Source organism: Roseburia sp. AF12-17LB (genome assembly GCF_003479605.1).
Taxonomy (GTDB): Bacteria; Bacillota; Clostridia; order Lachnospirales; family Lachnospiraceae; genus Roseburia_C; species Roseburia_C amylophila.
Map to the genome: position 1 here is coordinate 21,075 of NZ_QUHR01000009.1, position 14,630 is coordinate 35,704.

A 14,630-nucleotide genomic window follows, 5' to 3' on the forward strand; every position below is an offset into this window, starting at 1 on the left:
AGCAATTCGAGTTTGCAATGGATTATTTGTTTAAAAAAGAGTACAGAAGCGGATATAATTTATCACTGTGTTCAATATAACTTCCATGACCTTCTCCCGGAACAATAACCAGAGTGGCATGCTCAATATTTTCTGCAATCTTTTTTGTAACCTTTTTCTTGATTAAATCTTTTTCGCCGGCTAAGACAAGGGTTGGAATCTTGATTTTATGTAAGTCCACCGGCTGGATATCTGGCTCATTGAGCATCATTGTGGAAAAAGGATTCGGATTCTTTTTGCATTCCCTGCGGATGCGGCGGTAGTCTCTTCCTTTGATGTCCTTTGGCGTCAGGTTTGCACCGCTGATCATAAGCTTGGAGAGCTTATCCGGGTATTTCGAAGCTAAGAGAAGTCCGACGATACCGCCGTCACTGAAGCCATAAAAGAGAGGGGCCTTTAATTCTAAGGCATCAATAAAAGCTGCCATGTCGTCTGCCATATCCATGTAATGAAGTTCTTTTGGAGAAGCAGAAAGACCGTGACCTCTGGAATCGATGGCATAAACGGTATAATGTTCGGCAAGCTCCGGAATCAGTACATCAAAAATTTCGTGGGTTTCGCCATTTCCATGCACTAGCAGGAAAGGCTGCCCTTCGCCATATTTTTCATAATAGAGAATCTGACCATTTAATTGAATATACATAATGATTATCGTCCTTTAAAATTGATTATTTTGTCATTCTATTTTATAGTAAAGGTAATTCAACTTTTTTAGTGTAGCATTTTATAAAGGAGAAAACAAGATGGAGACAGAACATGTTATGCATACTTTTGCCCCGGTATACGATAAAAAATCCAGAGTATTAATCTTAGGCACGTTCCCGTCGGTCAAGTCGAGAGAGAACCGGTTTTACTACGGCCATCCGAGAAACCGCTTCTGGAAAGTAACGGCGGCAGTATGCGGCTGTGAGGTCCCAGAGACGATAGAAGAAAAGAAGGCATTTCTTCTTGAAAATCATATTGCTATCTGGGATGTTATTGCATCCTGCGACATAGCAGGATCTTCAGACAGCAGCATAACAAATGTTGTGGCGAATGATATTGAACGGCTGTTAACGGAGGCTCCCATCGAGGCTGTTTTCCTAAATGGCGCAAAAGCCTACGAATTATTTATGAAATACTGTTCCTGTAAGGATAAGGCAGAAATCTGCAAGCTGCCGTCCACCAGTCCTGCCAATGCTGCATGGAGTCTGGAGCGGCTGATAGAAGAATGGAAGAAAATCAGGAGATAGGATGAAATGTATACAGACAGACAGTTAAAGATTATAGCGGTCTTAAAAAGTGCAGATGGCTGGATGAGTGGTTCCCTTCTGCGGGAAAATATCGGGGTGAGCAGCAGGACACTGCAGATGGATATTAAGGCAATCAATGAGAAACAGTCAGGAGAGCCTCTGATACAGTCTAATAACCGGCTGGGGTATCTTTTGAAAAATAAGATTGCATTAGAGCAGGAACAGAAAAGTTGCGGACAGGAGAACTATGTGCATTCCAAGCAGATTATTACTTTGCTGCTGTTTGAAAAGGAGTATACCAGTATTGGAACGATTTCTGAGCGATTATTCCTTTCCCGGTCATCTGTAACTTCTGACCTGCCGCAGGTAAAGCGGATTATAAGCCGCACGCCGGGGGCAGATCTTTTGGTATCCGGACAATATGGACTTAAGATTCAGGCATCGGAGAATGTAAAGAGAATCATGTGCATGAAGACCATGCAGAGCAGACAGGATTATCATATGTTGTTTTCGGAAGAAGAGATGGAGCAGTTTGCAGAAAATCAGAAAAAGTTACAGGCTGTTCTGGCAGAAGTATTTACCAGAAACCAGTTTATCGTATCGGGAGAAGCCTATCATGATTTTGCACGTTATCTTGCGGTCTGCATGATGCGAAGCCAGATGGGATTTCCAGTAACAGAAGGAGAGGACAGCATCAACCGTCCGGGCAGACTGGCAATGGAGCTGGTGGAAGAGATAGAGAAAGTCTGCGGATATCATTTTCCGGAAATGGAAATGCAGAATGTAGAGGCACGGTTAAAGGAATTGAATATGGTCTGTAAGGAGACGGACATTCAACTGGATATGCTGCAGAAATTAGAAGTATTTATCCAGCGGGTGCAGGAGGAAACCGGACTTAAATTGCAGGTGGAGCGGGATCTTTTAGAGGTTTTATCAGACCATGTGTCAAGAATGGAACTCCGGATTCAGAACGGTCGTAATAATATCGGAAATCATACCAAAGAAATGGCGAAGCGGTATCCGCTGGAAATGCATCTTTTAAGAACCTGTTTAAGTCCTGTTTTAAATACAGAGATTCCGGATGCGGAAATGGGCTATCTGGTGCTTTATTTTGCATCAGCCATTGAACGTAACAGAAGAAAGCCGGATATTTTATTTATCAGTGACCAGAGTGCCAGCAGCATTTATAATGTACAGAATAAATTAAAAAGCTTCTTAGGGGAGCGAATCAGTGAAATAACAGTTATCCCGGAATATTTATTTGAACAGAGAAAAGAACGGTATTGCCGGAATTACCAGCTTCGGATTACATCGGAAAAGGAGCTGGTATTAAAGGATGCTTCCTTTACTTATCTCGACCTTTTTGCAGACAATGAGCAGATTATGCGGCTGGGGAGAAATGTTGATAAGCTTGAAAATAACTACTGGAAGGAAACGGAAGAAAAGCTCCGGAAAAAATATGGCACAAAGGACAGTCTGTATCTGATAGAAGAAGTGGCAGACTTTGAAGATTTAAAGAAAAGAATCGGCTATGGATATCCGGAACGGAAGGTGTCGGAGGAGACCATCGGAAGCAGCCGTCTTTCTATGATTGACCATGAGCAGGATGGAAGAAATAAGATTTATCGTATTTATCTTAAAAAGCCATTTGCTTATGGCGGTAAGCAGATTACAGAAGTTATTGCAGCACATTATGGCGGAGAAGGGGATATGATAGAATTCTTTGACTATGTAAAAGAGCTGTTAGGTGGACAGAGCTAGGCAGAGGATTTCGCTATTAATGACGCAAAAGTATAAATTTCCTGAAACATAAAAGCATGGTATAATAAGCTTAACAAAATAAATGCGGGTCATTTATGAAAGGAGAATGTTTATGGGAAAAAATTATGAGAAGCTGGGAGATGAAATTATTACCCGGCTGGGAGGAGAACAAAATATTACCAAGCTGTTTCACTGTGCTACAAGACTTCGTTTTCAGCTTGCAGATATGTCTAAGGTAGACCTGGAAGGAATCAAGAAGCTGCCGGATGTCATGGGCGTAGTAGAAAGTGTTGGCGGTGTTCAGGTTATCATTGGAAATGATGTAGCATCCGCTTATGCTGCAATTGTAGCAAAGCATAAGATTGAAAACAGCAGTGATGGCAAGAAGGTTGAAAAAGCAGATGCAGCACCGGAGAAAAATGGAATTGTATCAAAAATTCTCAATGTGCTTTCTGCCATTTTAGGACCGGCAATTCCACTGATTATGTGTAGTGGATTGATTTCAGCATTACTGATTATTTTAACCAAGTGCGGACTGAGTACAGAAGGCACAACCTATACCATCATCAGCATGGTTGGAAATGCAGCATTATATTTCCTGCCGGTATTACTGGCATATACTTCTGCCAAGAAATTCGGCTGTGATATTATGACCAGTGTTTTCCTTGGTGCAATTATGATTAGTCCGACATTGATTGGATTAACGGAGCAGGGAAGCTTTGTATCACTTTTCGGACTGCCGGTGAAAACAGTAAATTACAGCTCTACCGTAATTCCGATTATTTTAACTATCTGGATCTTCAGCTATGTAGAGAAGCTGGTAGTTAAAATTGTTCCAGCAGCAGTTAAATTTGTATTTAAACCGTTACTGTCTGTTATTATCATGATTCCAGTTATGTTATGTATTACCGGACCAATCGGAAGCTATTGTGGAGACCTTTTATGCAAAGCACTGACCGCAATCAATAACGTAGCACCTTGGTCTTCTGTATTAATTGTTGGCTGTCTTGCACCACTTTTAGTATTAACCGGAATGCATCTTGCATTGATTCCGCTTGTAATGTCCATGTTTGCAACAGCAGGATATGATAATATGTTATTCGTTGCATTTATCGGAATGAACTTCTCACAGTTCGGTGTAGCATTAGCTTGTATGTTAAAAACTAAAAATAAAAACCTTCGTACACTGGCATCTTCCTGTGCAATTACAGCATTCCTGGCAGGAGTTACAGAGCCTACCCTTTATGGAATCTGTGTACGAATGAAGAAACCTTTGATTGCTACCTGGATTGCATGTATCGTAAACGCAATCTTCTGTGCAATCTTCAGCGTAAGAGTATACAGCTTCGGTGCTCCATCCTTCTTTACAATGCCGATTTTCTTAAATCCGGATGGAACGATGAGTAACTTCTATTTTGCAATTGCTGCAGCAGCAATTACCATTGTAGTAAGCTTTGTATCAACCTGGGTGTTAGGATTTGATGACAGCATTTATGGAGAGGAAGCAGCTTAATGGAAAAAAGTCTGAATGTAGTGGAAAAAATATCGGATCAGCTTTATGTGATTACGGAGACAGAGAGTGTGCATTGTTATCTTGTTATAGGAAGTGATAAGGCAATGCTCTTTGACATTGGTTATGGCTATGAAAATATCATGCCACTGGTTCGTACAATTACAGATTTGCCGGTTATGCTGGTGTTAAGCCACGGTGACCCGGATCATGGTCTTGGAAGCAAATGGTTTGATGAAGTGTGGATACATCCGCTGGACTGGGGAAAGCTTCTTTGGAATGACACTACAGAGATGCGTAAAAAAGCAATGGATTACAGGGTAAATAAAATGCCCTGGACAAAAGAACTGATACCGGAAGAGTTCCCGGAGTGGAGAATCAGCAGTAGGACGAAACCTCATTTTCTCTGTCATGGGGACAAGATTTCGCTGGGAGATATTGAATTTACGGTATTACATACGCCGGGACACAGCTATGGACATATTATGCTTCTGGAAGAGGAGAAAAAATGGCTCTTTTCCGGAGACCAGATATCTGCACATAACATCTGGCATTTTCAGGGAAATGATGTGCAGGCTCCCTTCCAGAGCACACTTCACAGCTTGAAGGAGCTGGCATTAAAAGTAACAGAGGATTATAAAATTTATCCGGCACATGACATTATTCCGATTCAGAAAAATTATCTGACAGATTTGATAGACTGTTTCGAATGGGAACTGCAGGAGAATTATAAAAAGGATGCACCATTCCATTCTTTTGCAGGAGACGGTTATCAGCATTTTTATCAGACTGTAAATCTCATATATTCTGATGAGCGGCTGGGTGAATTCCTCGGAAGGAAAATAGAGCGATAGGGGGAGTGTAAGTGGAATTTAAAGAAAATTTCTTATGGGGCGTAGCCACTGCTGCGAACCAGTGCGAAGGAGGATATTTAGAAGGAGGAAAGGGACTTACCATACAGGACTATATAAAAGGTGGCGGAATCGGAAAACCACGGATGTTTCGCAGTACCATGGAAGAAGGAGCATTCTATCCGAGCCATGATGCGGTAGACCATTATCATCATTATGAGGAAGATATCCGCCTTTTGGCGGAGATGGGCTGCAAATGTTATCGCATGAGTATCAGCTGGGCAAGAATTTTTCCAACCGGATGCAAAGAGGAGCCAAATCAGGAAGGACTTTCTTTTTATAAAAACATCTTTACCCTGTGCAAATCCCATGGCATAGAGCCAGTGGTGACCTTAAGCCACTTTGAAATGCCATGGTATCTGGTAAAAGAAAAGGGCGGTTTTGCAAACCGGGAAGTAATTGATGATTTTGTTCGTTATGCCTGTTGTGTAATGAATTATTTTAAAGAGGAGGTACATTACTGGCTTCTATTTAACGAGATTAACTTTGGCGTAATGCCAATGGGTGCTTATAAGTCGTTGGGGCTGCTTGATGGAAAATATCTTGGTGGGGAAGCATTTATTTCTCTTAAATCCATGACCGTAGACGAAAAAGTAAGATTCCAGGCATTACATCACCAGTTTGTTGCCGGAGCAAAAACGGTGATAGAAGCAAGGAAAATCAGCCCGGAAATAAAAGTGGGCTGTATGATTGGACACATTACGCAGTATCCGCTGACCTGCCGGCCGGAAGATATGTTAGAGTGCCAGCACAAAGACCGGCTATTAAATAAATTTGCCGGAGATGTAGCCGTGTTCGGCAGTTATCCGTCTTATATGAACCGTTATTTTAAAGAACATCAAATTACGATTCAGAAGGAGCCGGAGGATGATGGAATTTTAAAAGCAGGCTGTGTGGACTTCTATACCTTCAGCTATTATATGACAAACTGTGCCACGATAGATGATGCAGCAGAGCAGACCGATGGAAATCTTTTAGAGGGAGCCAAGAATCCGTATCTGACCGCCAGTGAGTGGGGCTGGCAGATAGACCCAAAGGGACTGCGCTATACATTAAATGAACTTTGGGACCGCTATCATCTTCCGATGATGGTGGTGGAAAATGGATTTGGTGCACCGGATGAAGTCGATGCAGATGGAAGCATCCACGATGATTACCGTATTTCCTATCTCAATGACCATATCGCAGCAATGGGCGAGGCAATCGAGGACGGTGTAGACCTGTTCGGCTATACCATCTGGTCAGCCATGGATCTTGTCAGTGCCGGAACCGGCGAAATGAAGAAACGTTACGGGCTCATTTATGTGGACAGACATGATGATGGCAGCGGAGATTTTAAGAGAATCCCAAAAGACAGCTATTACTGGTATGCAAAGTGCATTCAGGAAAATGGAAAAAATATTACCGCATAAAGGATGGCGGAGATAAAGAGTAAGATGCGTACAGCAGGTATCGGGTATGCATCTTACTTTTTTACTTTACAGGAAATTGCTTTCCTGTAAAGTAAAAAACGCTCCGCGGGGATGCACACTGCAGCTGTAATATTTGACACAAAAGAAAATGCATGATAAATTTACTCTGAAAAAAGAGAAAGAAGGAAGAAACACATGGAGAAAATAGCAAGCTTTACAATCGACCATATAAAACTGCAGCCGGGTGTCTATGTATCAAGAAAGGATGCAGTAGGAGACAGTACAGTAACAACCTTTGATTTAAGAATGACATCACCAAATGATGAACCGGTTATGAATACCGCAGAGGTGCATACCATAGAGCATCTTGGCGCAACCTTTTTAAGAAATGACGCAGAGTATGCCAGCAAGACCGTATACTTTGGACCAATGGGCTGCCGGACAGGCTTTTATTTATTGCTGGCGGGAGACTATACATCCAAAGATATCGTGCCACTGATGATTCGCATGTTTGAATTCATCCGTGACTTTAAAGGTGAGGTACCGGGCGCAAGTCCAAAAGACTGCGGCAACTATCTTGATATGAACCTTGGTATGGCAAACTATCTGGCAGACCGCTATTTAAATAATGTGCTCTATCATATTGATGATGCACACCTGAATTATCCGGCGTAGAGGATGTTTGGAAAATTTGTTTTAAAGCAGATATGAAAAATGTATTGCGTAATGCATAAGTAGGAAATCAGCAGAAAGAGGAAAGAAAGCATGAGTAAAATCGGAATTATCGGAGCTATGGAATTAGAAGTAGCAACATTAAAGAAAAATATGGATACAGACCAGATTACAAAAAAAGCCGGCATGGAATTTCATGAGGGTAATTTAAAAGGAATGCCGGTAGTAGTGGTACAGTGCGGTGTAGGAAAAGTAAATGCAGCAATGTGCGTGCAGATTCTTGCAGATTTATATGATGTAACACATATTATCAATACCGGTGTAGCAGGCTCTTTGAATCCTGCATTGGATATCGGAGATATTTTAGTATCTAAGGATGCTATTCAACATGACATGGATGTGACACCATTAGGCTATGCAAAAGGACAGATTCCGGGATTAGAGCAGCTTGCTTTTGTGGCAGATGAAAAGTTGTGTAAGACTGCTGTAGAGGTATGTAAAAAAGTAAATCCGGATATTCATGTAACAGAAGGCCGCGTAGTAAGTGGAGACCAGTTTATTTCCAGCAAAGAGATAAAGGATGCATTGATTGCAGAATTTCATCCGGACTGCACGGAAATGGAGGGAGCTTCCATCGCGCAGGCAGCAACTTTAAATAACATCCCATATGTAGTCATTCGTGCAATTTCAGATAAAGCAGATGGCTCTGCACAGGAGGATTATCCAACTTTTGAAAAGAAAGCAGCAGAGCATTGTGCAAAGTTAGTACAGGAAATGATGAAGGAGCTGTAAGAATCTTTGAATTGGGTAAAAAACCGCAGAAATGCCAGCCTTTTACCCTGACAAGAGTCAGCGAAGCCAGAATTCCCAGCTCATCCAGGAATCCGCAAAAAAAAATACAACCCGGATATTTGTAATGCCCCTAAAACTATGCTTTTTAGGAAGCAACAAATATCCGGGTTGAATTTTTGCAGTCATCTTACATAAATTTCATAAACATATTCAAAAACCGTAAATAGTCATCATAATTAAAGAAGCGGTCAAGAATATCCTGCAGGGCATCCTGTTCAAGGGAATCCCACTGGCTGACAGAAAGGGAATTATCTGCAGTGCCTGCATTGTAGGCAGCATTGCTGTTTGCACTTGCAGCAACGGCTGTTCCGTCCGGAAGAGTGACACCTTCCTGCATATAGCCGGTGATTTTGGCTACATAATTCTGGGTTTCTTTAAATGGAGGAATTCCACCGTATTTTGCTACGTTGCCGCTGCCTGCATTGTAGGCAGCAAGAGCAAGGGAGGTATCTCCGTTGTATTTATTTAAAAGCTCGCTGATATATTTGGCACCTGCCATGATATTTTGTTCCGGGTCATAAGGGTCAGTACAGCCAAAATAAGAAGCAGTGGAAGGCATTAGCTGCATGATGCCCATGGCTCCTGATTTGGAAGTGGCATTTGCCTGAAAATTGGATTCCTGCTTTGCCATGGCGGTCAGAAGAGAAACAGAGACACCATAGGTATCGGCGGCTTTCTGAAAAATAGATGCAAGGGAATTGTTGCCTGCATTATTTAAATAGGATTCAAAATTATTTACACCGTTTACAGAGGTTGTAGAAGCAGTGGTACTTCCAAGCGCAGCGGTAATCGGATCAATCTGCATGAATAGAACTCCTTTCATAATCTGAAATTCTTCTTTCTCATTAAGATGCGAATTCCAGGCTGTGTATTAAAATTACAATTTATTCTAGTATAGCATAAAAAACTTGTTTTTTGAAGTCTCATATTGTAGAGTTATTGTGTTTGATGTAGAAAGGGCGAATTAGAAAGAAGGATTACTGAATGAAACAAAATGGCTATGTCAAAGCAGTGAAAGCAGCATTTCCGTATACGATACCGGTATTGACAGGTTATCTTTTTATAGGAATTGCATTTGGTGTGATGTATCAGGAAAAAGGCTACAATTTTCTTTGGGCAATCCTGATGAGTATCTTGGTGTACGCCGGAAGCGGACAGTATCTGGCTGTTAATTTCTTTGCACCGGGAGTCAGCTTCCTGCAGATTATATTCTTAGAATTTATGGTAAATATCCGGCATGTCTTTTATGGACTGTCTTTAATAGAAAAATTCCGTGATATGGGAAAAAAGAAATTATATATGATTTTTTCCCTGACAGATGAGACCTATTCCTTATTCTTTATTACAAAAGTGCCGGAGGGCGTGGATGAGCACAAATTCCTGTTTTCCATTGCGTTGTTAGACCAGCTTTACTGGATTATTGGTTCTGCCATCGGAGCCATTGCCGGAACGCTGATTCCGTTTGACACAACGGGTATTGATTTTGCTATGACAGCATTGTTTGTCGTAATTTTTGTGGAGCAGTGGCTGACCAGCAGGAATCATTTGCCGGCGCTGACCGGAATTGCAGCATCTCTTATCTGCCTGCTTATCTTTGGCAGTGATAATTTCATTCTGCCATCCATGATTTGTATTATGATAATTCTGTTATCCGGTCGTAAGGTGATGGAAGAAAAGGAGGTAGTGGAAAATGCCGATTAGTGTGGAACGGTCATTATTAATTATTGTGGTTTGCGGATTGGTTGTATTTACAACAAGGGCAATTCCGTTTGTCTTATTCAGCGGGAAAAAAGAAATTCCGGAAATCGTAAAATATCTTGGAAAAGTGCTGCCGCCTGCAGTTGTGGGAATGCTTGTTATTTACTGCTTAAAGGCAGTAAATGTAGTGAAGTTTCCCTTTGGTCTGCCGGAATTTATTGCAATTTTCGTAGTAGTTGTTTTACATGTGTGGAAAAGAAATAATTTACTGAGCATCGGTGTGGGAACCGTGCTTTATATGGTGTTGATACAGACAGTATTTGCGTGATGTTAAAGAAATCTTAAAGACTTGGTGCCTTGGTTCTTAAAGGTTCATTCGATACAATAATGGTGTACTTGGAAAGGGGAAAAGAAAATGTATAACATATTGATATGTGATGATGAACCGGATATCGTGTCCGCGTTAAAAATCTATCTTGCATCGGATGGCTATGGAATTTACGAGGCTTATAACGGTCGGGAAGCAATTGAAATGATGCAGAAAACAGAGATACATCTTGTGCTCATGGATATTATGATGCCGGAAATGGACGGCATCCAGACCATGGTGAAGATTCGTGAGAACAGCAATGTCCCTGTGATTTTCCTGACTGCAAAAAGTGAAGACAACGATAAGGTTTTAGGACTTATGGTGGGAGCAGATGATTATATTACCAAGCCATTTAATCCGGTGGAGGTCCAGGCAAGAGTAAAATCCCAGCTGCGCCGTTATATGCAGCTGGGAGGTGGAAACATGACAAAGAAGAATCTTGCCATCGGTGGCATTGAATTAGATGACAGTGCCAAGGTTGTGACGCTGGACGGAGATGCGGTGAGTCTTACCCCTACAGAGTATGATATTTTGAAACTGTTTATGGAACAGCCCGGAGTTGTATTTTCTCCAAAGGATATCTATCGCAAAGTATGGAAAGATGCGCCGTTTGGTTCAGAAAGTACAGTGGCAGTGCATATTCGCCATCTTCGGGAAAAATTAGAGTATGACCCTGCAAATCCACGATATTTAAAAGTGGTGTGGGGACAGGGCTATAAGATGGAAAGAGGAAACACACCATGAAAAAGAAAAAAAGAGGCATCAGAAGAGCAAGCGCAGTCATTGCATTTATTTTACTGACTTCAATTGCATTTTTATCTGCAGTATTTACGCTGGAAATGATAGACAGCCAGATCTATCGAAACAGCCAGGAGGAAACAGCGGCAGACTTTCAGGAGCAGATTGGTTCCTATCTGGCAGCAGAAATTTTTTCAGACTTTGTAAATTATGATACAGAGGATGCGCGGTCTTGTGCATACAGCCTGGCTGATGAGACGAACTTTAATTTTTATGTATTTAAAAAGAGTGTAGATACTTCCGTGGAACGAATCTGTACCATAGAAAACGGAAATCTGGGAAGCGTCATTCCGGAATACATGGCAATCGTGGGAAATTATGACAGTTATTGCTATCCGGGAATTTCCATAGATGTTTTAAACAGTCCGGAGCAGATATTTACGGAAGTAGAAGAACAGGATGCAAATCTTTCAAGAGGTGATATTTATGCAGTGGCATTCTTCCCGCTGGGGGATTTGACTTATCATGATGATTTGTATTTTAAAATGAAATATATTGATTTTGCTTATAAGACCCGCTATGCAATCTTTGCGGTACTTGCAGGAAGTACAATTGGAGCAGTTATTTTACTGGTTACGCTGGTACGGACTGCCGGAAAGAAGGATGAAGAGGGCAGAATACAGAGAAGTTTTATCGATAAGATTCCATTGGAACTTTATGGACTGATGCTTTATATTGTTGAAGCCTGTGTGGCAGGATTTTTGGGAAACATATGGGGATTTTACGGAACGAACATAGGCTCCCTTGCTGCCATTGTGATACTGGCAGTATTGACAGCGACCCTGCTTTTAGCATTTCTCATGAGCTGCTCAGTAAGGCATAAGACAAAGACGCTGTGGAGCAACACGCTGTTATGCCGGTTTGTAAAATGGCTGAAACAGGCATTGTCTTATATTAAAAAGCATATGCCGTTTATTTATAAAGGTGTAGTGATTGCACTGGGTATTACTTTCATAGAATTTATCGGTGTTCTGATGCTGGAAGACAGTTACAACTGGGAGTGGATTTTTCTGGTATTTCTGGTAGAAAAGGCAGCACTTTTCCTGATATTCTGCATCATACTGGCAAATCTCAATCAGTTGAAGCAGGGTGGTGAGAAGATTGCAGAGGGTGACTATGATTATCAGATGGACACCAGCCATATGCGTGGAGAATTTAAAAATTATGCAGAGCATCTGAATCAGATTGGAAGCGGAATGCAGACAGCACTGGATGAGCGGATGAAGAGCGAGCATTTTAAAACAGAGCTGATTACCAATGTATCCCATGACATTAAAACACCGCTTACTTCTATTATTAATTATGTGGATTTGCTGACTAAAGAGGATGTGGAAAATCCGAAGGTGCAGGAATACTTAGAAGTGCTGACACGACAGTCTGCCCGCCTGAAGAAATTGATTGAAGATCTGATTGAGGCATCCAAAGCTTCATCCGGAGTGCTGAAGGTGAACTGGGAGAAATGTGTACCGGAGGTATTGCTGACACAGGCAGCGGGCGAATATGAGGAACGGCTGCAGGCAAAGAATTTAGAGCTTGTGATTCATCATCCCGAAGAAGAACTTTCTGTTCTGGCAGATGGAAGACATCTGTGGAGAGTTTTTGATAATCTGTTGAATAATATTTATAAATATGCACAGCCGGGAACCAGAGTATATCTTGACCTGGAGCAGGATGAGAAAAATGTTTCCATCATATTCCGTAATGTTTCTAAGAATCCTTTGCATATGAGCGGAGAGGAATTACAGGAACGCTTTGTCCGGGGAGACAGCTCAAGAAATACGGAAGGAAGCGGACTTGGATTATCTATCGCACGGAGCCTGACAGAACTTATGAATGGAACGTTCGGGCTGCTTATCGATGGGGATTTCTTTAAAGTGACGCTGACATTTCCACATCATGTGGGAAATGAATCATAATTGAGAAAAAGTCTTAAGATACAATATAAAAATGATAATGACGGGTTGACAAGTCACAATGGGAATTTTAGAATACTACTTAGCTGAGGCAAGAGGTCTGCGGCGGGAAGCCTGCAGGCGAGAAGGAGACTAACTATTATGAAGAAAGAACCATTTGTGACAAAAGAACAGATTGAAGAAATTGTAAAAACATATCCGACACCGTTTCACCTTTATGATGAAAAAGGCATCCGTGAAAATGCAAAGGCAGTAAAAGAAGCATTTGCATGGAATCCGGGATTCCGTGAGTATTTTGCAGTAAAAGCAACCCCGAACCCATTTATCTTAAATATTTTAAAAGAGTATGACTGCGGCTGCGACTGTGCATCCCAGACAGAGCTGATGTTAGCTGATTCCCAGGGATTTGACGGAAAGCATATTATGTTTTCTTCCAATGATACCCCTGCATATGAATATAAATTTGCAGACAAGATTGGCGCAATCATCAACCTGGATGACTTTACCCATATCGACTTCTTAGAGAAGACAATCGGTAAGATTCCGGAGACCATCAGCTGCAGATATAATCCGGGCGGAGTGTTCAAAATGAGCAACGGTATCATGGATAACCCGGGAGATGCAAAATACGGATTTACAACAGAGCAGTTATTTGAAGGCTTTAAGATTTTAAAAGAAAAAGGTGCAAAGAATTTTGGTATTCATGCATTCTTAGCAAGCAATACCGTAACCAACGAGTATTATCCGATGCTTGCAAAACAGCTTTTTGAAGTAGCTGTTAAATTAAAAGAAGAAGTAGGCTGCCATATCAGCTTTATCAACCTTTCCGGTGGAGTTGGTGTGAACTATACACCAGACCAGGAACCAAACGACATCCGTGTTATCGGCGAAGGCGTACACAAGGTTTATGATGAAATTTTAGTTCCGGCAGGTATGGGTGATGTAGCTATCTATACTGAGATGGGGCGTTTTATGTTAGCACCTTATGGATGCCTTGTGACGCAGGCAATTCATGAGAAACATACACACAAGGAATACATTGGTGTGGATGCCTGTGCGGTAAACCTGATGCGTCCTGCAATGTATGGTGCATATCATCACATTACCGTGCTGGGCAAGGATAACAGCGTATGCGACCACAAATATGATGTAACCGGTTCTCTTTGTGAGAACAATGATAAATTTGCCGTGGACCGTATGCTGCCGAAGATTGACATGGGCGATTATCTGGTAATTCATGATACCGGAGCACATGGTTATTCCATGGGTTATAACTACAATGGTAAATTAAAATCCGCTGAGTTACTTCTGAAGGAAGATGGTTCCGTACAGCTTATCCGTCGTGCAGAGACACCGAAGGATTATTTTGCAACATTTGACTGCTTTGATATTTTGAAAAATATGAAAGACCCGGAAAAATAAACTTGCAATCTATTAGAAAATATGATAAACTTTCATTTGT

Annotated in this window: 14 protein-coding genes; 12 read left to right on the plus strand and 2 right to left on the minus strand. The window is 41.5% G+C overall.

The features are described 5' to 3' along the window. Window positions 1-22: 22 nt before the first annotated feature. Window positions 23-682 carry an alpha/beta fold hydrolase gene (locus tag DWV68_RS10905; protein WP_022242683.1) on the minus strand — a complete coding sequence of 220 codons (660 nt, stop codon included), beginning with the start codon at window positions 680-682 and terminating at the stop codon, window positions 23-25. A gap of 100 nt (window positions 683-782) precedes the next feature. Here DWV68_RS10905 and DWV68_RS10910 point away from each other — a divergent pair, with 100 nt between their 5' ends. The 7 genes from DWV68_RS10910 to DWV68_RS10940 all read left to right on the plus strand — a co-directional run bounded on the left by DWV68_RS10910 (window position 783) and on the right by DWV68_RS10940 (window position 8,329). Beyond that, window positions 783-1,271 carry a DNA-deoxyinosine glycosylase gene (locus tag DWV68_RS10910; RefSeq protein WP_117696752.1) on the plus strand — a complete coding sequence of 163 codons (489 nt, stop codon included), beginning with the start codon at window positions 783-785 and terminating at the stop codon, window positions 1,269-1,271. 6 nt (window positions 1,272-1,277) lie between these two features. Further along, the gene (locus tag DWV68_RS10915) at window positions 1,278-3,032 is read left to right on the plus strand and encodes a BglG family transcription antiterminator (RefSeq protein ID WP_118665783.1); all 1,755 of its coding nucleotides are present in this window, start codon (window positions 1,278-1,280) and stop codon (window positions 3,030-3,032) included. Between the two features lie 112 nt (window positions 3,033-3,144). Continuing rightward, on the plus strand, window positions 3,145-4,545 hold the full coding sequence (locus tag DWV68_RS10920) for a PTS transporter subunit EIIC (RefSeq protein ID WP_197420853.1): 1,401 nt from the start codon (window positions 3,145-3,147) through the stop codon (window positions 4,543-4,545). Further along, window positions 4,545-5,396 carry an MBL fold metallo-hydrolase gene (locus DWV68_RS10925; protein ID WP_118665787.1) on the plus strand — a complete coding sequence of 284 codons (852 nt, stop codon included), beginning with the start codon at window positions 4,545-4,547 and terminating at the stop codon, window positions 5,394-5,396. Before DWV68_RS10920 ends, DWV68_RS10925 begins: the two co-directional genes overlap by 1 nt. A gap of 11 nt (window positions 5,397-5,407) precedes the next feature. After that, window positions 5,408-6,865 carry a glycoside hydrolase family 1 protein gene (locus DWV68_RS10930; protein ID WP_118665789.1) on the plus strand — a complete coding sequence of 486 codons (1,458 nt, stop codon included), beginning with the start codon at window positions 5,408-5,410 and terminating at the stop codon, window positions 6,863-6,865. Between the two features lie 195 nt (window positions 6,866-7,060). After that, window positions 7,061-7,540, plus strand: coding sequence for an S-ribosylhomocysteine lyase (locus DWV68_RS10935; protein ID WP_117946762.1), 480 nt, complete (start codon window positions 7,061-7,063; stop codon window positions 7,538-7,540). A 90-nt stretch (window positions 7,541-7,630) separates the two neighbouring features. Then, on the plus strand, window positions 7,631-8,329 hold the full coding sequence (locus DWV68_RS10940; protein ID WP_118544492.1) for a 5'-methylthioadenosine/adenosylhomocysteine nucleosidase: 699 nt from the start codon (window positions 7,631-7,633) through the stop codon (window positions 8,327-8,329). A gap of 187 nt (window positions 8,330-8,516) precedes the next feature. Here DWV68_RS10940 and DWV68_RS14905 read toward each other — a convergent pair whose 3' ends face one another. Next, entirely contained in the window at window positions 8,517-9,194 is a 678-nt protein-coding gene (locus DWV68_RS14905; RefSeq protein WP_279222413.1) for a lytic transglycosylase domain-containing protein, read from the minus strand. A gap of 179 nt (window positions 9,195-9,373) precedes the next feature. Here DWV68_RS14905 and DWV68_RS10950 point away from each other — a divergent pair, with 179 nt between their 5' ends. The 5 genes from DWV68_RS10950 to DWV68_RS10970 all read left to right on the plus strand — a co-directional run bounded on the left by DWV68_RS10950 (window position 9,374) and on the right by DWV68_RS10970 (window position 14,590). Beyond that, window positions 9,374-10,090, plus strand: coding sequence for an AzlC family ABC transporter permease (locus DWV68_RS10950; RefSeq protein ID WP_117840770.1), 717 nt, complete (start codon window positions 9,374-9,376; stop codon window positions 10,088-10,090). Further along, window positions 10,080-10,415 (plus strand): branched-chain amino acid transporter permease, encoded by a 336-nt coding sequence (locus DWV68_RS10955; protein ID WP_118172780.1) that lies wholly within the window; start codon window positions 10,080-10,082, stop codon window positions 10,413-10,415. The genes DWV68_RS10950 and DWV68_RS10955 overlap by 11 nt, the downstream gene beginning before the upstream one ends. Before the next feature lie 87 nt (window positions 10,416-10,502). Continuing rightward, complete coding sequence (locus DWV68_RS10960; protein WP_022242694.1) at window positions 10,503-11,201, plus strand: response regulator transcription factor; 699 nt, start codon at window positions 10,503-10,505, stop codon at window positions 11,199-11,201. Next, complete coding sequence (locus DWV68_RS10965) at window positions 11,198-13,171, plus strand: sensor histidine kinase (protein WP_118665793.1); 1,974 nt, start codon at window positions 11,198-11,200, stop codon at window positions 13,169-13,171. Before DWV68_RS10960 ends, DWV68_RS10965 begins: the two co-directional genes overlap by 4 nt. Window positions 13,172-13,309: 138 nt before the next feature. Next, on the plus strand, window positions 13,310-14,590 hold the full coding sequence (locus DWV68_RS10970) for a diaminopimelate decarboxylase (protein ID WP_022242696.1): 1,281 nt from the start codon (window positions 13,310-13,312) through the stop codon (window positions 14,588-14,590). The last annotated feature ends 40 nt before the right edge of the window (window positions 14,591-14,630 follow it).